Below are 20,907 nucleotides of genomic sequence, written 5' to 3'. Positions count from 1 at the left end.
CATGCAGTATATGACGATCCTTGGATCTACTGGGTCGATAGGTCGCAGTACACTTGATATTGTCCGAAGACATCGGGATAAATTTACAGTCACTGCGTTGACTGCCAATAGTGATGTTGAACAGATGATTGCTGATTGTCTGGAGTTTCAACCATCATTTGCTGTTATGGCTGATGAAAAGTCTGCTTTGGTTTTACGCGAGGCGCTGGCTTCCCATAAACTTAAAACAGAAGTTCTTGCTGGCGTAGATGCGCTATGTCTGGTGGCCTCGTATCCTTCGGTTGATGTCGTCATGGCGGCTATTGTTGGTGCTGCGGGTTTGTTACCAGCACTGGCGGCAATAAAAAAAGGCAAAACAGTCCTGCTTGCGAATAAAGAAGCATTGGTCATGTCTGGGCGTCTATTCATTGAAACTGCACAACAATCCGGCGCCAAAATACTTCCTGTTGATAGTGAACATAATGCCATTTTTCAGTGTTTGCCTGCAGACGCTCAAGCGACATTAGGTTTTTGCGATCTGCACTCTGTCGGTGTGGAAAAAATTCTACTGACAGGGTCGGGCGGACCATTTCGTTATACTCCTGTGTCAGAGTTGAACTCCGTGACGCCGGAACAAGCAGTTGCTCATCCTAATTGGTCTATGGGACGAAAAATTTCCGTCGATTCAGCCAGCATGATGAACAAAGGTTTGGAGTTCATTGAGGCAAAATGGTTGTTCAATGCCCAACCAGATCAAATCCAAGTGATTATCCATCCACAATCCGTTATTCATTCAATGGTGCAGTATCGGGATGGCTCTGTGTTGGCCCAAATGGGACAACCTGACATGAGAACGCCAATTGCCCATGCCATGGGGTTTCCTGAGCGGGTAACTTCAGGGGTAAACCCTCTGGATTTTTCTCGTCTCGGTGAGCTTTCCTTTTTGCCTGTGGATTTTGATCGTTATCCGTGTCTTAAATTGGCAATTGAAGCCTGCTGGGCAGGGCAGAGTGCAACAACTGCATTAAATGCGGCAAATGAGGTTGCAGTTGAAGCGTTTTTGAATACACGTATTGGCTTTACGCAAATACACCATGTTGTCGCTGATGTGCTTTCAGCATTGAATCTTGACCCGGCTAATGAATTAGAAACGATTTTGGCCATTGATACTGAGGCCAGACATTTAGCCCATCAGAAAATTATGGAGTTAACTGCATGACGTCGGGGTTATGGAATTTAGCTTCATTTCTGGTAGCACTGATCATCTTAATTGCGGTGCACGAATGGGGACACTTTTGGGTTGCGCGTCGCTGTGGCGTGAAGGTGTTACGATTCTCCTTGGGGTTTGGGAAAATTCTCTGGAATCGTACAGGCAAAGATGGAACGGAATATTCGCTATCACTCATCCCTTTGGGGGGATATGTGAAGATGCTGGATGAGCGGGTTGAACCAGTTCCTTCAGCATTAAAATCTCAAGCATTTAATACTCAACCCGTCATCAAGCGAGCCGCTATCGTAGCGGCTGGTCCATTGGCAAATTTTGTATTTGCTGTGGTGGCTTTTTGGGCCGTGTATTTAATTGGTGTGTCAAGTGTTAAACCTGTCATCGGTGAAATAGTTCCCTCTTCAATTGCATATCAAGCTGGTCTGCGCAGCGGCATGCAAATTGTGAAGGTCAATCAGCAGTCTGTGACGGACTGGGAAGAGGTGAGTTATGGATTTGTCGGTGCAGCAGGGCAGACAGCAATAGCATTAACTGTTGAATCTGATTCAGACGGTGTGCAGCAAATTAATTTGCCACTGAAGGATTGGCAGATCAGTCCCGAAGAACCATTACCATTTCGCAAACTGGGTTTTAGCCCATTATCACCAGAGATATTATTGGAGTTGGCGCAACTGACTCCGGGTGGGGCTGGTGAAAAAGCCGGACTTAAAATTGGTGATAAAATTATCTCTGTTAATCAACAGACTGTGACGGATTGGCAGAGTTTCGCACATATAGTACAACAGTCACCAGAGGTGCCATTGCAGTTGGTTGTTCTGAGAGACAGTCAGAATATCAATGTGACATTGATTCCCGCGCGTAAAGAAACCAAAAATCGGTTTATCGGTTTTGCCGGGCTGATGCCGAAAGTGAAACCACTGCCAGCAAAATACCTGACAGAAACGCGTTATGGGCCTGTTGAATCGGTTTTCCATGCTTTAAAACGCACTGGTGAAGTAACAAAATTAACACTAGATGTGGTTGGGAAATTACTGACAGGCACAATTTCAGTCGACAATTTGAGCGGACCAATCTCAATTGCGAAAGGTGCAGGCGACAGTGCTGGATTTGGTTTGGTTTATTTCCTGGGGTTTCTGGGGCTAATCAGTGTAAACCTTGGTATTATGAACCTATTGCCTCTACCAGTCTTGGATGGCGGTCATTTATTGTTTTTTGGCATTGAAGCACTTTTACGTCGTCCGGTTCCCGCTAAAGTGCAGGATATTGCTTATCGTATTGGTGCTGCACTATTAATGTGCCTAATGGCTATTGCGCTGTTTAATGATTTCACCCGTTTTTAACGGATAAACAAGGATCTCAATACAACATGGCGTTAAAAAAAGTTTTGGCTGTATCATGCCTGATGGCGTGCAGTTTGATTGGACAAGCTCAGGCAGCGACAGAGCCTTTCATTGTAAAAGACATTCGTATTGAAGGTTTGCAACGTGTCACACTAGGCGCAGCTTTGCTAAATCTCCCTGTTCGTGTTGGTGACAAGCTGGATAGCAATGCGAGTGCCAACGCAGTTAAACGCCTTTATTCATCAGGCAACTTTGATGATGTGAAATTAATGCGTGATGGTGATGCACTGGTCGTGCAAGTTAAAGAGCGGCCAACAATCAGCCAAATCGAATTTGAAGGCAACAAAGACATCAAAGAAGAGCAGTTAAAACAGACGTTAGAGTCCAGTGGGGTTCGCGTTGGTGAAGCCTTGGATCGAACTATGTTGCGTACACTCGAAAAATCATTGGAAGATTTTTATTACGGTGTAGGTAAATATTCCGCTAAGGTACAGGCGATTGTGACGCCATTACCCCGCAATCGCGTTGATCTGAAATTCAAATTTATTGAAGGCGTATCCGCCAAGATTCAGCAGATCAATATCGTGGGTAACACCAAATTTCCTGAAGAAAAATTGGTAGCTCAATTATCACTGCGCGATGATGTTCCGTGGTGGAATTTCATGGCTGACCAGAAATATCAGAAACAAAAACTGGAAGCTGATATTGAAACATTGCGTTCATACTACATGAACCGCGGCTATGCGCGGTTTAAAGTGAATTCAACGCAAGTTTCGATGACACCCGATCGGAAAGGTCTGTACGTCACGTTGAACATCCATGAAGGTGACCAATATACGATCAACCATGTTGATTTAAAGGGTAACCTGGAAAATCATGGCGCGGAAATGCGTAACCTGATTGCTCTGGAAAAAGGGGCAATGTATTCGGCGGCTGATGTTACACACACCGAAGAAGTGTTATCCAAATATCTGGGACGTTTCGGTTATGCCTATCCGAAGGTCACCACCTATCCATCCATGAATGATGAAACCAAGCAAGTTGATTTAACGATTAACGTTGAACCGGGCCCGCGTGTGTATGTCCGTCGTATTAACATCTCAGGTAATCAGGTGACAAAAGACGAAGTCTTGCGCCGTGAAATGCGTCAGATGGAAGGAACGTGGCTGTCAGGCGATAAAATTGAAAATTCAAAATCACGATTAGACAAATTGGGATATTTTGAAAAAGTTGACGTTCAACCGCATCGCATTGCGGGACATGAAGATCAGGCAGATCTGGATGTGGATGTTAAAGAGCGCTCTGTTGGCTCTATCAACGGTGGTGTTGGTTATGGTACGGAATCGGGTATAAGTTTCCAGGCCGGTATTTCACAAGATAACTTCTTTGGTTCTGGCAATAAAGGGGCTATCAATTTTGAAACCAACAAATACAGCAAAAACGTTGAGTTAAGTTTTACTGACCCTTATTTCACCGTTGACGGTGTAAGTTTGGGCGGCAAGGTTTACTACAACAAATTTACGGCGGGCGATGCTAACCTTATCGACTATGACAATGAGACGATTGGTACGCGTGCCACATTAGGCTATCCACTCGATGAGTTGAATAGTTTGGAATACGGGTTGGGTTATGAACACAACCGACTGTCCAAAACGACCAACTATGCCCAGATCAATAAATTCTGGTATATCAACTCGATTGATTTAACGGATGATGGCCATGCGGTATTCGACGATTATGATGTTTCCTTGACTTGGACGCGTAATAATCTGAATAAAGGGATATTCCCGACCCAGGGGAATCGGCAGCAAGTGGCCGGTAAAATCACCGTACCGGGTTCAGATTTACAATTCTATAAAGTCAGCTTTGAAGACGATCATTACTACCCATTTGACAGAGATCATCTCTGGGTTGTATCTGGGCGCTTTAAAACAGCGTATGGCAATGGGTATGGGCAGAAAAATGGCTATGACCAGACGCTTCCATTCTTCGAGAACTATTATGCCGGTGGTAGTCAATGGATGCGTGGTTTCCGTTCAAATGCTATCGGCCCGAGAGCATTGCAGTTAGATCGTTCTGATATCAGTGGTCCAGCCGTCTATCCAGAAAATAAATCTCTGGGCGGTAATGCTATGGCGGTAGCCTCGGCGGAATTGGTGGTACCTACGCCATTTATTAGTGATACCTACCGAGGGCAGTTGCGCACTACCTTCTTCTACGATGTAGGCACCGTCTGGGATACGACTTTCAATCAGGACTTGTACACCTGTGGTTACGCATGCGATCGTTATTATGATTATGCGAGCCCATCTAATATTCGTATGTCAGTGGGGATGTCGTTACAATGGCTGTCCCCTATGGGTCCTCTGGTGTTCTCGTTTGCTAAACCGGTGAAGAAAATGCCAGGTGATCAAACGGAAGTGTTTAACTTTAATATCGGACGCACCTTCTAACGCGTCAAAAAGGGAGTTATATAAGTGAAAACCATGATGCGCGCTGCCGCTTTATCTATTGCCATGCTGTCTTTAGGCTCTGCAGCTTCTGTTCAAGCTGCTGATACACATATTGCTGTGGTCGATATCGGCAAAGTTTTACGCGAAATTCCACAACGCAAAGCAATCGAAAGCAAATTAAAGACCGAGTTTGATTCCCGTATTCGCGAAATGCAGAAAATGGAAAGTGATGGTCAGGCTTTGGCCGCTAAATTGAAGAAAGATGAATCTTTCATGAGTGCGGATGAACGTACAAAATCACAGCGTAAATTGGCGGAATTGCAAGCTGATTTCAATCTGAAGGGCCAGGCGTTGCAGGAAGATCAACGTCGTCGTTTCAATGAAGAACAGCAAAAGGTATTTGAAAAAATTCAAACAACAGTCGATAGCATTGCGAAAGCAGATGGTTATGACTTAGTGCTGAATCGTCAGGCAGTGGTGTATACCAATGATAAAAATGATATTTCAGCGAAAGTGATCCAACAAGTAAGCAAAGGCAATTAAGTAATATGACCATCACCCTGGGACAACTAGCTCAGCATTTAAATGCTGAGCTGCACGGCGATGCTAGTGTGGTTATCCAGCGGATAGCAAATCTTGAAACTGCGCAGGCCGGGGAAATTAGTTTTTTATCTGATAGCAAATATCAGCAATATCTGACAAAAACAGGCGCAAGTGCTGTTTTACTCAGGGCTGCAGATTTAGCTGCGTGTCAGACTAATGCTCTGGTAGTGAAAGATCCCTACATTGGTTTTGCCCGTGTGGCCCAACTATTGGATACGACACCCGCACCTGCACTCGATATTCATCCTGCGGCAGTCATTGCGGCGGATGTTCAGTTGGGGCAAGGTGTTGCAATAGGCGCTCATGCTGTCATTGAGTCTGGTGTTGTTCTGGGGGATGGTGCTGTTATCGGTGCCGGATGTTTTGTTGGTAAAAACAGTAAATTAGGTTCCAGAAGTAAACTCTGGGCCAATGTGACAATTTACCACAATGTGCGTATTGGTGATGATTGTCTGGTTCAATCTGGAACGGTGATCGGTGCTGATGGTTTTGGATATGCAAACGAACGTGGCGAATGGATAAAAATTCCTCAGCTAGGTGGTGTTGTGATCGGAAATCGTGTCGAGATCGGTGCAAATACCTGCATTGACCGAGGTGCTATTGATGATACCCGTATAGCGGATAATGTGATCATCGATAATCTTACCCAAATTGCGCATAACGTTGAAATTGGTTATGGCACGGCAGTTGCCGGTTGCACTACATTTGCTGGTAGTACGAAGATAGGCAAGTATTGTATCATAGGCGGAGCTTCTGTCTTTAATGGTCATATCGAAATCGCTGATCAGGTGACGATCACTGGTATGGCTATGGTCATGCGTTCTATTACAGAACCAGGAATATACTCTTCAGGTATTCCGGCACAAACCAATAAAGAATGGCGAAAAACCGCAGCGCGTACCTTACATATCGATGACATGTATAAGCGTCTGTCCAATATTGAGAAATTGCTCGATAAGCAAGAAGAAAAGTAAAAGGATCCTGGTTTGAATAACGAACTCAATCAGCTTGATATTCAAGATATTTTACAGCTGCTGCCTCACCGTTATCCCTTTTTGTTGGTAGATCGTGTTGTTCATTATGAAATGTCAGAAGAGCGAAAGGTGCTGCGTGCAATAAAGAATGTCTCTTTCAATGAGCCGTTCTTCCAGGGCCATTTTCCTGAACGCCCAGTATTTCCTGGCGTATTAATTCTGGAAGCAATGGCGCAAGCGACCGGCATCCTGGCATTCCGTATGGTTGGTAAACCAAATCCAGGTGAGCTGTATTATTTTGCTTCTATCGATAATGCGCGTTTTAAACGTCCTGTTGTACCGGGGGATCAACTGGTACTGGATGTTGAATATCTGAAAGAGCGCCGTGGTATTGCGAAGTTTACTGGTGTCGCGACCGTTGATGGCGAGCTTGTATGCTCTGCTGAATTGATGTGCGCTAAACGTTGAGAGAATGCCTGTGATCGATCCTAGCGCTAAAATTCATCCTTCAGCCATCATTCATCCAAACGCTGTGATTGGTGCCAATGTTGAGATTGGCGCCTTTACCTGTATCGAAGATGAAGTTGAAATTGGCGATGGCACATGGGTTGGTTCTCATGTCGTCGTGAAAGGGCCGACTAAAATTGGCCGTAATAACAAGATTTTCCAATTCGCATCTATCGGCGAGGATTGCCAGGATAAAAAGTATGCGGGTGAGCGTACTTTCCTGGAAATCGGTGATGCCAACGTGATCCGTGAGCATTGCACATTCCACCGTGGTACTGTGCAAGATCAGAGCCTGACCAAGGTGGGCAGTCGTAATCTGTTTATGGTTAATGTCCACGTGGCACATGACTGTATCATTGGTGATGATTGTATCTTTGCTAATAATGCAACTCTGGCTGGTCATGTGCATATTGGTGACTGGGTTATCTTTGGTGGTCTGGCTGCTATTCACCAGTTTGGCCGAGTCGGTTCCCACGCCTTCATCGCGGGTATGGCTGCACTAAACAAAGATGTACCTCCGTATGTGATGGCTGCGGGTCATTATGCAACCCCTTTTGGTATCAACAGCGAAGGTTTGCGTCGTCGCGGTTTTTCTGCAGAAGCCATTTCAGCAGTTAAACGGGCCTATAAAGAGCTTTATCGCAGTGGTAAAACCATTGAGGAAGTCATTCCTGTCCTGGAAATAATGGCACAGGAAGAAACTGCGGTGGCACTGTTTGTTGATTTCCTGAAAAAGAATGAGCGTGGCATCATTCGTCCCTGATTCATCCGCTGCCAAGCGGCCGTTGCGTATAGGAATTGTCGCCGGAGAAGTATCCGGCGATATTCTTGCTGCGGGTCTGATGTTCCATCTCAAACAACGTTATCCCGACTGTGAATTTGTGGGCATTGCTGGTCCCCGGATGCAAGAGCAGGGGATAGAGACCCTGTTTGAGATGGAAGAGTTATCGGTGATGGGCTTGGTTGAGGTGCTTGGCCGCTTGCCGAGACTGTTGCATATTCGGAAACAAGTGATCCGGTATTTTAAAGAAAATCCTCCGGATATCTTTATTGGTGTCGATGCCCCAGATTTTAATATTGGTGTCGAACTGAAGCTCAAACAAGCCGGTATTAAAACGATTCATTATGTCAGCCCCTCAGTCTGGGCATGGCGACAGAGTCGTATTCACAAAATTAAGGCTGCTACCAATATGGTGCTGGCTTTTTTACCGTTTGAAAAAGCATTTTATGATCAACATGATGCTCCTTGTCGCTTCATTGGTCATACGATGGCAGACGCTATTCCGTTGGAATCACCTGCATTACCGGCCAGAGATTTATTAGGGTTGAATAATGATTCCCCCGTAGTTGCAATATTGCCGGGTAGTCGTAGTGCCGAAGTAGAAATGCTAACTCCGCCATTTCTTATGGCCTGTCAGTTGCTTCAAGAGCAATACCCGAATATCCAGTTTGCGGTTCCTTTGGTCAACCTGCGCCGCCGACAGCAATTTGAACGACTAAAACAGCAAATTGCACCTGAATTGCCAATGACGCTAGTGGATGGACAGGCCCGAGTAGTAATGGCCGCTGCGGATGTCATTTTGCTGGCATCGGGCACAGCGACGCTTGAGGCTATGTTGGTTAAACGGCCCATGGTTGTTGCTTACAAAGTCAAACCGTTCACGTTCTGGTTGGGGCAAAAGCTGGTTAAGATCCGTACTTTTTCATTACCCAACCTGCTTTCCGGGAAGATGTTAGTACCGGAGTTGATTCAGTCTGACTGTGAACCATCCAAGCTGGCGGCTGCCGTCAGTCAATTTCTGCAACAGGATAATCAGGCGTTGCTTGATGAATTTACTCGTCTGCATCTGATGATTCGGTGCGATGCAGATAAACAGGCTGCACAAGCCGTCGTTGATGTATTACAAGGCCATCTATGAGTTCATTTGTCTATCCACCATATCAGTTGATTGCTGGTGTGGATGAAGTTGGGCGTGGCCCGCTGGTTGGTGATGTTGTTACGGCTGCCGTCATTTTAGACCCTAATCGGCCTATTCTGGGTCTGAATGATTCCAAAAAGCTCTCAGAAAAAAAACGAGAGGCGTTGTTTGACCTCATCCGGGAAAATGCGTTGGCCTATGCGATCGGGCGTTGTTCTGCGGCTGAAATTGATGAACTCAACATTTTGCAAGCAACCATGAAAGCCATGCAACGGGCAGTCGCTGGGCTCAACATCCAACCGGAGTATGTTCTGATTGATGGTAATCGTTGTCCGGCATTACCGATGCTGTCGATGGCGGTGGTCAAGGGCGATAGTCTGGTGGCTGAAATCAGCGCGGCCTCAATTCTGGCAAAAGTCACCCGCGATCGGGAAATGGCCGAGCTGGATTTGCAATATCCACAATATGGCTTTGCGCAGCATAAGGGCTACCCGACAGCACAACATTTAGCTGCACTGACGGCACATGGCGCCTTGGATATGCATCGCCGTAGTTTTAAACCGGTAAAACTGGCTCTGGGCCTCGCTTAAACAGACACAGGAAACATCATGGCCGAACCGCGTTTTGTTCATCTTCATATTCATTCTGATTTTTCGATGGTGGATGGTCTGCAAAAGATCAAGCCATTGGTTGCTCGGGCTGCCGAAGACAAAATGGTGGCAATGGCTATTACTGATCAGATGAATCAATGCGGCTTGGTCCGTTTTTATGGTGATGCGCACGGGAAGGGCATAAAACCAATCATAGGTGTGGACTTTTGGGTTCAAAGCGAAGAACTGGGCGATGAATTATTTCGTCTGGTTGGTTTGGCGATGGATAACCAAGGGCAGCAAAATCTGATTCAGCTGATCTCGCGGGGTTATCTGCGCGGACATGTTCAGGGACGGGCGGTCATTGATAAATCCTGGTTAGCTGAACATGCGCAAGGGGTCATACTGCTGTCTGGTGCGCGTGAAGGGGATATAGGAAAATTTCTGCTGAAGGGCAATCAGGCGATGGTGGAGCGCTGTACCGCGTTTTACCAGCAACACTTTGCCGATCGTTTTTATCTGGAATTAATCCGCACTGGGCGGTTGGATGAAGAAACCTATCTGCATATGGCGGTTGAACTTGCCATCCAGCAGCAGCTACCTGTCGTTGCAACCAATGATGTTGTTTTTCTGAATAAAGATGATTTTGACGCGCACGAAATTCGGGTGGCCATTCACGATGGCTATACGCTGGATGATGCACGTCGGCCCAAGCGTTTCAGTAATCAGCAATATATGCGCACACAGGATGAGATGTGCGAGCTGTTCAAGGATATTCCTGAAGCACTGATTAACAGTGTTGAAATCGCGAAACGCTGTAATGTGACAGTTCGGCTGGGGGAGTATTTTCTCCCACAATTTCCGACCGGAGAGATGAGCACCGAAGACTTCTTGGTCATGAAATCAAAGGAAGGATTGGAAGAGCGTCTGGCATTTCTTTTCCCTGATCCGGTGGTTCGTGCAGAAAAGCGGGGCGCGTATGATGACCGGCTGGAAATTGAACTCAAAGTTATCAACCAGATGGGGTTCCCTGGTTACTTTTTGATCGTGATGGAGTTTATCCAATGGTCGAAAGATAACGATATTCCGGTAGGGCCGGGGCGTGGTTCAGGTGCGGGTAGTTTGGTGGCCTATGCCTTAAAAATTACCGATCTTGATCCGTTGGCGCTGGATTTGCTGTTCGAACGTTTCCTGAACCCTGAACGTGTATCGATGCCCGACTTTGATGTCGACTTCTGTATGGATCGGCGTGACGAGGTGATTGATCACGTCGCCCAGATGTATGGTCGTGAAGCCGTATCGCAGATCATTACCTTCGGTACCATGGCGGCCAAAGCGGTCGTGCGTGATGTCGGTCGCGTATTGGGTCATCCGTACGGTTTTGTGGATCGAATCTCCAAATTAATTCCACCTGATCCCGGTATGACACTGGCTAAAGCATTTGACGTCGAGCCGAAGCTGGTTGAATTGTATGAACAGGATGAGGAAGTCAAAGCGCTGATCGACATGGCGCGTAAGCTGGAAGGGGTCACTCGTAACGCAGGTAAACATGCCGGTGGGGTGGTGATCGCTCCGACTAAAATCACGGATTTTGCGCCTTTATATTGTGATGATCAGGGGCTACAACCGGTTACTCAATTTGATAAAAATGACGTTGAGTATGCCGGGTTAGTGAAGTTTGACTTCCTGGGTTTGCGTACACTGACCATCATCAAGTGGGCGCTGGATATGATCAATCCGCGCTTACACAAAGAAGGTAAATCTCCGGTAGATATTGCGGCGATCCCTCTCGATGACCCCGAGTCGTTCAAGATCCTGAAAAACTCAGAAACGACAGCGGTATTCCAGTTGGAATCGCGTGGGATGAAGGATCTGATCAAGCGCCTGCAGCCCGATTGTTTTGAAGACATGATCGCGTTAGTTGCCTTGTTTCGTCCGGGGCCGTTGCAGTCGGGGATGGTAGATAACTTCATCGACCGTAAACATGGCCGGGAAGCAATTTCTTATCCTGATATACAGTGGCAGCATGAATCTCTGAAACCAATCTTAGAACCAACCTACGGCATTATCCTGTATCAGGAACAGGTCATGCAGATTGCCCAGACACTAGCCGGCTATACACTGGGCGGTGCGGACATGCTGCGTCGTGCAATGGGTAAGAAAAAACCGGAAGAAATGGCCAAACAGCGTTCTGGTTTTGAAGCGGGCTCCGTGAAAAACGGCGTCGATGGTGAACTGGCGATGCATATTTTCGATCTGGTAGAGAAATTTGCCGGATATGGATTCAATAAATCGCATTCTGCCGCTTATGCATTGGTTTCTTATCAGACGCTTTGGCTGAAGACACATTTCCCGGCAGAGTTCATGGCAGCAGTCATGACGGCTGATATGGATAATACTGATAAGATTGTGACGCTGGTGGATGAATGTCAGCGCATGGGATTAAAACTGATCCCGCCCGATGTCAATACGGGGCAATACCGCTTCACTGTCAACGAGCGCGGTGAAGTTGTGTATGGCATTGGTGCCGTCAAAGGAGTTGGTGAAGGCCCGGTTGAGGCAATCATTGCAGCCCGTAATGAAGGCGGGCCATTCCGTGATCTGTTTGATTTTTGTAATCGGGTCGATATCAAACGTCTGAACAAGCGGGTGATGGAGAAGCTCATCTATTCTGGCGCTTTAGATCGACTTGGGCCGCACCGGGCTGCCATCATGGCATCGCTGGAAGAAGCCATGAAGGCCGCTGAACAAAAGGCAAAAGATGCCGCGCTGGGACAAAATGATCTGTTTGGTGATCTATTTGCGACGGATGGCGTATTACCCACGCCAACATTCTCTGATGTGCCTGAGTGGTCCGATCAGAAATGGCTGGATGGTGAACGTGAAACACTCGGGTTATATTTAACTGGTCATCCAATAAATCAATACTTAACAGAATTAAAGCATTATACTTCCGGCCGTTTATGCGATTTGCAGCCTACTGAGCGGGATAAACCGGCAGTGGCGGCAGGATTGGTACTGAATGCTCGCGTCATGATGACCAAGCGTGGCACCAAGATGGGTATTTTGACTTTAGATGATCGTTCCGGTCGTTTAGACATCACTTTGTTTAGTGAAGCGTTGGAAAAATATGAGTCTTTGCTGCAAAAAGACCGTATTTTAGTGGTTACGGGTCAAATCAGCTTTGACGAGTATGCGGGGGGCATTAAAATGTCGGCCCGCGAAGTGTTAGATATTGAGGATGCGCGTGGTCGTCACGCACGGGGATTGCGGGTAAAAATCACGCAATCTGAAATGGCAGATCGTTTTATCCAGGATCTAGCCAATATATTAACGCCTCATCGTGCAGGGATTTGTCCTGTGCATATCTGCTATCGCAGACCGGGTGTACAGGGGCAGCTGACGTTGGGGACCGAATGGCGAGTAACGCCAACCGATCAACTACTGAACGAGCTGCGAACCCATTTGGGTAAGCAAGGCGTTGAACTGATATTTGAGTAGCGATTTCGGATACAACTATGAATATGAACTTTCTGGAATTTGAACAACCTATCGCTGAATTGCTGGCGCAGATTGAAGAGCTGAGACATGTCAGTGAGAATGTGGGTAGCAGTGTAGATCTGACCGATGAAATTAAACATCTGGAAAAGAAAAATGAAGAACTGACCAGAAAGCTGTTTTCTGATCTGGGTGCTTGGCAGATATCGCAATTAGCCCGTCATCCGCAACGTCCTTATACCGCAGATTACATTTCCCGTATCTTCACGGAATTTGACGAAATGGCCGGTGATCGTGCTTTTGCTGATGACAAAGCGATTATTGGTGGTACGGCCCGTCTGGATGGACAGCCAGTGATGGTGATTGGTCATCAGAAAGGGCGGGACACTCAGGAAAAAATCAAACGCAATTTTGGTATGCCAAGACCGGAAGGCTATCGTAAGGCGCTGCGTCTGATGCAGATGGCTGAACGGTTTAAAATGCCAATTATTACCTTTATTGATACACCAGGTGCGTATCCTGGCGTGGGTGCGGAAGAACGCGGTCAGTCGGAAGCCATTGCCCGTAACCTGAAGGTGATGTCTAGTTTGAAAGTCCCGGTGATCTGTACGGTGATCGGGGAAGGCGGTTCTGGTGGTGCCTTGGCCATTGGGGTTGGCGATCGTGTCAACATGCTGCAATATTCTACCTATTCGGTGATATCTCCTGAAGGATGTGCATCAATCCTGTGGAAGAGCGCTGACAAAGCGAGTGTTGCTGCGGAAGCAATGGGGATCACGGCTGCACGTCTGAAAGAATTGAAGCTGATTGATGGAATAGTGCCGGAGCCACTGGGTGGCGCGCATCGTAATCTTGATGAAATGGCCTATTTGCTGAAACAGCGCATTTTGACCGATCTGAACGAGCTGCATTCACTGCATACCGATGAGTTGCTCAGACAACGGTACCAGCGCTTAATGTCGAATGGTTACTGTTAATTCGGTGGCTTAAATTTAAACGGCGCTAAATGCGCCGTTTTTTATGCTATGCCATCTCTACCCGATCTCGGCCCTGTGATTTTGCATAGTACAGGGCTGTATCTGCTTTTTGGATCAATGTTTCCAGCAAATCATCAGTATGATAGTCAGAGATCCCAATGCTAATAGTGATCCCGATTTCTCTGATCACTTGCTGCCGAATACGCTGTGCCAGCTCATAAGTTGCATCAGCTTTACTATCACTGATCAGTAATAGAAATTCTTCACCACCATAACGGACGGCCAGATCCGTACAGCGAATTGAGCTACGCAAAATATCGGCCACCTGCATCAAAATTCGATCGCCCTGGTTGTGGCCATGGGTATCGTTGTACAGTTTGAAATGGTCGATATCCAACAACATCAATGAAAATGGCTGCGAATGCCGTTTTGAGCGTGCCACTAAATTGTCATAACTGATGTCCAGATAGCGGCGGTTAGCCAATCCGGTTAACGGGTCATGGAGTGACAACGTCCGGGCTTCTTCATATAAGCGGATATTTTCCAGAGCCATGCCGAGTTGCCGCCCCAATGAGCCTAATAATTCTCTTTGACGTCCGCTTAATTGATTACCGAGTTCTGTTTGGCAACAAAGTACACCGACCGTTTTATTTTTTGCCAACAGGGGAATGGTGAGATGTCCCGATGGGGCTGCGTCTGGATTGCATTGCATCAGAACAGGGCCTGGGTGTTCTGTCACCACGGAAGGCAATTCGGCATGCTGGCAACAGCTGTGGCGTAGCTGACAATCATTTTGCTGGCAGTTGGGGATTGCTAAGCCGGATAAGTCGGACTGAGTCAGATGGATTTGTACAAAATCACGAATACCAAAAAGCTGTGCATTGCACAATTTTTCGCTGACTAATCTGAATAAAGAAGACCAATCGGTATTTTGGTTGATGAGCGATTCGATGGTGTGTATCAGATGTAATTCTTCATTTGTTTTGCGAATTTCACTGTCGCGTCGAGAAAGCGTTTCCAGCATGGAATGTGCCTGCTGCTTGGCTGTTGTTGCTTCATCGACAGCCAGTTCAAGTTTCAGATTACTTTCTCTTAATTCGTTTTGTGCGGTTAATAGTTCAAAATTACGCAATACCATTGATTCATAAGTTGAAATCAACAAATCGAGGATGCGTTGTCGATCGGTGGAGATATGAAACCATTCCCCCTGAAAATAAATGTCAGATTCAGAAGCTTCCGGGAGTTGCCCATTTTTACGCAGTTGGATCATTTCAAGAATGCTATCCATCCGGGAGAGGAGATAGGCTTCGCTATAAGGCTTGGTGATGAAATGATCGGCTTTGCATTCCAGTGCCAGCAAAATATCCCGAGGGCTGGAAAGAGCCGTCAACAATACGACCGGTAAATGTGCAGTTCGGGGGTTGCTGCGAATGGCTGTACACAGCTCATATCCATTCAGTTGCGGCATGATGATGTCACTGATCACCATGGCGGGTAATTGCTCGGCTAAAAACGAGAGTGCCTCTTGACCATTACTGGTTATTGTTGCTATAAATCCTTGTTTTTCAAGGAAGAATTTTAGCTGATCCGCTTGGGTGGCACTGTCTTCAACAATTAAGATAGAGGTGCCCCGGTGTTTGTTTAACATAGGAAAAGTCCAACTAACATCCGATTGGTGTATCGGGTAAGGTAATAAGTTCACAAAGCATGGAAGCAATCGCAGATGCCGGTAGTATGTAACTGGCACCATTGAGTCTAATGGCTTCACCGGGCATGCCATGCACGACCGAACTCTCCTGGTCTTGTGCGATGGTAGTCGCGCCTAAATCATGTAATAGTTTTAATTCGGCGGCGCCATCCCGTCCCATCCCACTTAACAATATTCCGATGACAGATGAATGATATGTCTGAGCTACGGAACGGAAAAAGTGAGAGACAGAAGGGCAAACACCGTGTTCCTTGTCTCCGGTACTGAGTCTTAGCCGCTTGTCTGGGGCGATCTCCAGATGTTTTGCTTCCGGCGCAATATAGACATGCCCGGCAGACAACACCAGCTGATCGGTCACCATATGAATCGGTAAACGACAACTGAGACTCAACCATCGGACTAATCCCTCGGTAAAACCAAGAGAAATATGTTGAACAATGACGATGGGTAATGGAAATGTGGGGGGCAGTTTTGCCAGAATTTGTTGTAGTGCTTGAGGCCCACCGGTTGACGCACCAATGACCACTAATTTTGCTGACGATGGTGCAAGCCTGCTACTTGATACTACTTGAGATGACGATGATGTTTTACGCTGCGTCCGCCGCACCAGCTTGACTTCAGCCATTGCTCGGAAGGTAAACAGCAATTCGGTCCGCAGGCGTTCCAGCTCATCTTGACTTGCCACTCGGGGTTTAGAGATGGCGGCCAATGCTCCGGCTTCCAATGCCCGAAAAGACATGCTGACTTGTCCAGGATTTTGTTCTGCACTGACAATAACAATCGGTGTCGGTTGAGTAGACATAATTTGCCGGGTCGCTTCAAACCCATCCATATCGGGCATCGCCACATCCATGCTAATGATGTCTGGCTTCAGATGACTTGCCATCTGTATGGCTTCATGGCCATTAGTTGCAATTCCAATAACGGAGAAATCAGGATCTGTTGCGAATAAACTCGTTAACAGATGTGCCGCCGTGGCAGAATCGTCGACAATGAGCACTCGTATCATACCTATCTTTCCCGCATTGGTAATTATATGAATTTACGGATTATTTCCAGTAAATTGCTCTGATCGAAACTGGATTTAACAATATAAGCATCCGCGCCCACTTCCACGCCCCGTTGACGATCATCTTGTGATTCCAGACTGGTTACCAGCACAATAGGTAAACGAGCGAAACGTTCATCGGCGCGTAAGTGTGCAGTTAATTCAAAGCCATCCATTTGTGGCATTTCAACGTCGGAACTCACTAAATCAAAGTTTTCGGTTTGTAGCAGTGTCAGCGCATCCGTTCCGTCGCAGGCAGTTTTGACCTCATAACCATAAGATTCGAGCACGTTTTTAAGCAACGTACGCGAGGTAATCGAGTCATCAACCACCAAAATACGATGACGAGTGGGCTCAGTTTTACCAAGCGGAGTCTCATTTCTCTTGATGGGTTGCGCATGTCCGCCTTGCGCTGATTTCAGCAAGTCCCGGACATTGAGGATAGGTAATACATTACCATTTCCCAATAGGGTCGCGCCGGCAATATTACGAACACGAATTAACTGTGGCCCGAGTGGTTTTAAGAGTAGGTCATCTTCACCAATGATTTCGTCTACTGCAAACGCGATTTGTTCAAGCTCATTACCCAGCAACAACAACATGCGATAATCGTGCATATTGTACGGATCAGACGATACTCCTAAGATGCCGGACATGGCTACAATCGGAATGATACGATCGTCCAGTTGCAGTGTTTCATGGCCTTCAACCGTATGCACCTCATGTATCGGAATGCGCAATACCCGGATGACATTCAGAGTGGGAACCGCAAAAAGAGATTCACCCAAGCGAATTTGTATTCCACGAAACGATGCTAGTGATAAGGGGAGGATCAGTCGGAAGGTGGTGCTTTTTCCTGGCTGAGAGTGAACATCAATAGTGCCGCCGAGTTTTTCTACTTTCTCTTGTACAATAGCAAGCCCTAAGCCGCGCCCAGACAAATGGCTGACTTCACGTCGTGATGAGAAACCCGAGCGGAAGAGCAATGGCACTAATGACGGGTCATCCATTTGGCTATTTTGTTCCGGCGTGATGAATCCTTTTTCGAGTGCCGCTTCCCGAATTTGTTGGAAGTTCAAGCCGCGACCATCATCAGACAGAATGATTTCCGCTTTGCCATTATCGGTATAGCCGACTGTCAGTGAAATGGTGGCCTGTGGGGATTTACCCTGTTGGCTGCGTTCAATGGCGGTTTCTACGCCGTGGTCGATACTGTTGCGCAATAAATGAACAAGCGGGTCTTTGAGTTCCTGCAAGATCCGGCGATCTAATTCCAACGTCTCACCACTCAGCAGGAATGAGACCTCTTTGTTTTGCTCACGCGCGATGTCGCGAACAGAACGCGCAAAACCTTCCGTGACATAAGAAAATGGAAACATCAGCAATGATTTGGCATCCATGATCAAATGTTCAATCATGCCGTTAGCTTGGCGGAACCCTTCTTCACTGTGTTGTTTCAGGGTTTGCACTTGTTTACCAAACCCAATCAGCGCGCGATCAAGTTGTTGGATATGATCCTTAGTCAGTTCGGTTTTGCTGGTGTGTTCCCGGCGAAGTTGGTTCAGATTTTCCTGAAGGGTTTTCAGCCCCAAAATCTGTTGTCGGAGTGCCAGTTTTAATGCCAGCATCTCTTCCGACTGGACTAATAAATTGTCCAGACGAGAAGCCGGAATGCGGACCGTATCCTGTTGATACTGCTTTTTTATTTTCTTGTTGGATGGCGCTACATTTGGCTTCTCGGACGTAGGTGATACAAGGTCTTCCTTTGCGGCTACGCTGGTGACAGTTTCCTGTTCTGGATGAACGGTCTGGCTCTGCACTGGTTCGGCTGTGTCAGTTTTGGCCTGTGTAGAAACTTTGGTCTGTGTGGCATCGTGCCCGCTCGAGTGTGTCATCGCTTCGATGACGGGTGGGGCCTGTTCAATCAAGGAGGTGGCATCAAGTTGCTGACGCAATTTCAGAGTGGTGCTCTTGATGGCGATAGGTGGCGACTCTGGTGTCCCGCTACTTAGGATGGCCTCAATGGTATCAACTGATTCATGTAGTAAATGAAATACAACCGGATCCAGAGTACCAGGGTTTTGCCGCAAGCGGGCAAGCAGGCTTTCCAGCGATTGGCACAGATATTCAATCAATTGCAAATTGACGATCCGAGCTCCGCCTTTCAGACTGTGGGCGCAACGATAGATGATCTCAAGCTGTTCTGCCGGTGATTGAACCTGTTCCAGGGCGGTGAGTGCATGGTTGATCGCAACCACATGTTCACTCGCCTCCACTAGAAACGTTTCGAGTAGTCGGATCCTCAGCTCGTTATCCAGACTATCCATCAATTCACCTTAAAGCGTTCGATCAGGCTCCAGAGTTTGCCACTCATCTGATTCAGTGAACTGGTGGCATCTTCGGCTTGCCGCATGCTGATGACGATCTGGTCACTGGCACTGCGGATGTTATCCATCGCAATGGCGACCTGGTTCAGACCTGCTACCTGTTCATTCGTCGAAGCCAAGATCTGGGCGGCTGCTTGTACCGTGCCACCAGCGCCTTGTCCGATCACCTGAATGGCATTATCGGTTTCGGCTGATTGTAGAACACTGACTTCCACGGTTTTTCCACCTTGCTCTGTGGCCATGACTGCCGAGCTGATTGCCTTCTGAATATCGTTCAGAATCCGGCGGATTTGTTCTGTTGATTCCTTAGATTGTTCAGCCAAACTACGTACTTCCTGAGCAACCACGGCAAACCCTTTACCGTGCTCACCGGCTTTGGCGGCTTCAATGGAGGCATTAACCGCCAACAGATTGGACTGGCTGGCTAAGTCGCCTACCGACGTGATGATTTCGCCGATGGCCATACTTTGTTCGCTGAGGCGGACGATACTTTCCGCGATGAAATTCATCTGTTCACGAATTTTGTTCATGCCTGTGATCGTTTCGTTGACACTTTTCTGCCCGTTCTGAGTCATTTGGGCGGTGCTACGGGCGGATTCAGAGACAAACGCTGATTTTTGATTTACCTGATTGGCGGTAACCTTAATCTCTTCTAATGTAGTGGATGTTTCGCTTACGGCGGCGGCAGTTTCGGTTGAGCTGGCAGCCAGTTGCGAAGTTAAGGCGGCGATCTGAGATGATGAGCCACTGATCTGTTTGGCGGCGTCTTGTACTTCAGCAATCATGCGACGCAGATTGGAGGTCATCGCGGCAAAAGAGAGCCCTAATGCATCGTTATCTGAAAGCGGTGTGGTATTAACACGTAGATTGTTTTCAGCGAGTGCTCGGGCCACGTTGGACATGCGTTGCAGGTAATCATTCATCTCACCAAAAGCGCCAAATAAGATGCCGATCTCATCGCTTCGGCTGGCAGCCATGGTTGGGCGCTGAGACAGATCGCCTTTAGATATCCGATTCGCAACGTTTGTCAGTTCATGCAATGGATTGCTGATACTGCGCACCAGATAGAATGCGGCACTGGCCATAATGACAATCGTCAGTAAGGTTCCCCACAGAATGAATGCCTGGGCATATTGATTACTGGCCATTAATTCATCTGAACGTTGTTGTGCCTGTTTACGTTCTAAAGCTTCCAGCTCGTCTCTATTTTGAGAAACCTTTTTCATTAACTCGATGCCGACACCATCTTTGATGAGTTTGTTATATTCATCCAGCATTTGGCGGTCATACATGCTGATACCCATATCCAGACTGTTCAGACGTGAGTTCAGCATCTCTTCCAGTGAATTCACCAACCGAACAGAGTCGGCATTGGTGGTCAGCTCTTTCAGATGATTAAAATTGGCGCGGGTTTTTTCGACTGATTCACGATAAAGCTGCAGGTAAGCCGCACTGCCACTGAGTAAGTAAGAGCGTTGTGCCGATTCCGCAGAGAAGAGGCTCGGGGCAATAGCATTGTTTGCATCAATAACGCTAAAGGTTCGAGACAGGGCTGCTGAGTTTTCAATGACTCGGCCGATATTGTTGTAAGTCACGACGCCCATGATCCCGAATGCAGCCAACATCAGGCAGCCAAGTAATGCCAGTTTTTTGCCAATAGTCCATTTCATGGGCAATACCTCTTTTATTGTTTATTCTC

At 47.1% G+C, this 20,907-nt stretch carries 15 protein-coding genes; 11 read left to right on the top strand and 4 right to left on the bottom strand.

Annotated features, from left to right (window positions below):
• Position 1: 1 nt before the first annotated feature.
• From ispC to accA, 11 genes are read left to right on the top strand one after another with little or no spacing between them, the layout of a single operon-like run.
• Positions 2-1,198 carry a 1-deoxy-D-xylulose-5-phosphate reductoisomerase gene (ispC, locus tag H027_RS0102655; protein ID WP_024870986.1) on the top strand — a complete coding sequence of 399 codons (1,197 nt, stop codon included), beginning with the start codon at positions 2-4 and terminating at the stop codon, positions 1,196-1,198.
• Entirely contained in the window at positions 1,195-2,544 is a 1,350-nt protein-coding gene (rseP, locus tag H027_RS0102650; protein ID WP_024870985.1) for a sigma E protease regulator RseP, read from the top strand. Before ispC ends, rseP begins: the two co-directional genes overlap by 4 nt.
• A gap of 26 nt (positions 2,545-2,570) precedes the next feature.
• Positions 2,571-4,997 carry an outer membrane protein assembly factor BamA gene (gene bamA / locus H027_RS0102645; protein WP_024870984.1) on the top strand — a complete coding sequence of 809 codons (2,427 nt, stop codon included), beginning with the start codon at positions 2,571-2,573 and terminating at the stop codon, positions 4,995-4,997.
• Positions 4,998-5,030: 33 nt separating this feature from the next.
• On the top strand, positions 5,031-5,540 hold the full coding sequence (locus H027_RS0102640) for an OmpH/Skp family outer membrane protein (protein WP_237657966.1): 510 nt from the start codon (positions 5,031-5,033) through the stop codon (positions 5,538-5,540).
• A 5-nt stretch (positions 5,541-5,545) separates the two neighbouring features.
• Complete coding sequence (lpxD, locus tag H027_RS0102635) at positions 5,546-6,574, top strand: UDP-3-O-(3-hydroxymyristoyl)glucosamine N-acyltransferase (protein ID WP_024870982.1); 1,029 nt, start codon at positions 5,546-5,548, stop codon at positions 6,572-6,574.
• Positions 6,575-6,586: 12 nt separating this feature from the next.
• A complete protein-coding gene (gene fabZ / locus H027_RS0102630; RefSeq protein WP_024870981.1) occupies positions 6,587-7,042 on the top strand; it encodes a 3-hydroxyacyl-ACP dehydratase FabZ in 456 nt (151 codons plus the stop codon).
• A 10-nt stretch (positions 7,043-7,052) separates the two neighbouring features.
• Entirely contained in the window at positions 7,053-7,844 is a 792-nt protein-coding gene (lpxA, locus tag H027_RS0102625; RefSeq protein WP_024870980.1) for an acyl-ACP--UDP-N-acetylglucosamine O-acyltransferase, read from the top strand.
• Entirely contained in the window at positions 7,819-9,000 is a 1,182-nt protein-coding gene (lpxB, locus tag H027_RS0102620) for a lipid-A-disaccharide synthase (RefSeq protein ID WP_024870979.1), read from the top strand. Before lpxA ends, lpxB begins: the two co-directional genes overlap by 26 nt.
• On the top strand, positions 8,997-9,590 hold the full coding sequence (gene rnhB, locus H027_RS0102615) for a ribonuclease HII (protein ID WP_024870978.1): 594 nt from the start codon (positions 8,997-8,999) through the stop codon (positions 9,588-9,590). The genes lpxB and rnhB overlap by 4 nt, the downstream gene beginning before the upstream one ends.
• Before the next feature lie 18 nt (positions 9,591-9,608).
• Positions 9,609-13,091, top strand: coding sequence for a DNA polymerase III subunit alpha (gene dnaE / locus H027_RS0102610; RefSeq protein WP_024870977.1), 3,483 nt, complete (start codon positions 9,609-9,611; stop codon positions 13,089-13,091).
• A gap of 17 nt (positions 13,092-13,108) precedes the next feature.
• Complete coding sequence (gene accA / locus H027_RS0102605) at positions 13,109-14,065, top strand: acetyl-CoA carboxylase carboxyl transferase subunit alpha (protein WP_024870976.1); 957 nt, start codon at positions 13,109-13,111, stop codon at positions 14,063-14,065.
• A gap of 46 nt (positions 14,066-14,111) precedes the next feature.
• Here accA and H027_RS18245 read toward each other — a convergent pair whose 3' ends face one another.
• From H027_RS18245 to H027_RS0102585, 4 genes are read right to left on the bottom strand one after another with little or no spacing between them, the layout of a single operon-like run.
• Positions 14,112-15,713 carry a diguanylate cyclase gene (locus H027_RS18245; RefSeq protein ID WP_024870975.1) on the bottom strand — a complete coding sequence of 534 codons (1,602 nt, stop codon included), beginning with the start codon at positions 15,711-15,713 and terminating at the stop codon, positions 14,112-14,114.
• Positions 15,714-15,726: 13 nt separating this feature from the next.
• Positions 15,727-16,782, bottom strand: a complete 1,056-nt coding sequence (gene cheB, locus H027_RS0102595) for a chemotaxis-specific protein-glutamate methyltransferase CheB (protein WP_024870974.1) — start codon at positions 16,780-16,782, stop codon at positions 15,727-15,729.
• Between the two features lie 23 nt (positions 16,783-16,805).
• Positions 16,806-19,148, bottom strand: coding sequence for a hybrid sensor histidine kinase/response regulator (locus tag H027_RS0102590; RefSeq protein ID WP_024870973.1), 2,343 nt, complete (start codon positions 19,146-19,148; stop codon positions 16,806-16,808).
• The gene (locus H027_RS0102585) at positions 19,148-20,878 is read right to left on the bottom strand and encodes a methyl-accepting chemotaxis protein (RefSeq protein ID WP_024870972.1); all 1,731 of its coding nucleotides are present in this window, start codon (positions 20,876-20,878) and stop codon (positions 19,148-19,150) included. Before H027_RS0102585 ends, H027_RS0102590 begins: the two co-directional genes overlap by 1 nt.
• Positions 20,879-20,907 lie beyond the last annotated feature (29 nt).

This window comes from Tolumonas lignilytica, from assembly GCF_000527035.1.
Classification (GTDB): Bacteria; Pseudomonadota; Gammaproteobacteria; order Enterobacterales; family Aeromonadaceae; genus Tolumonas; species Tolumonas lignilytica.
This window is presented reverse-complemented; position numbering and strand designations above follow the sequence as displayed.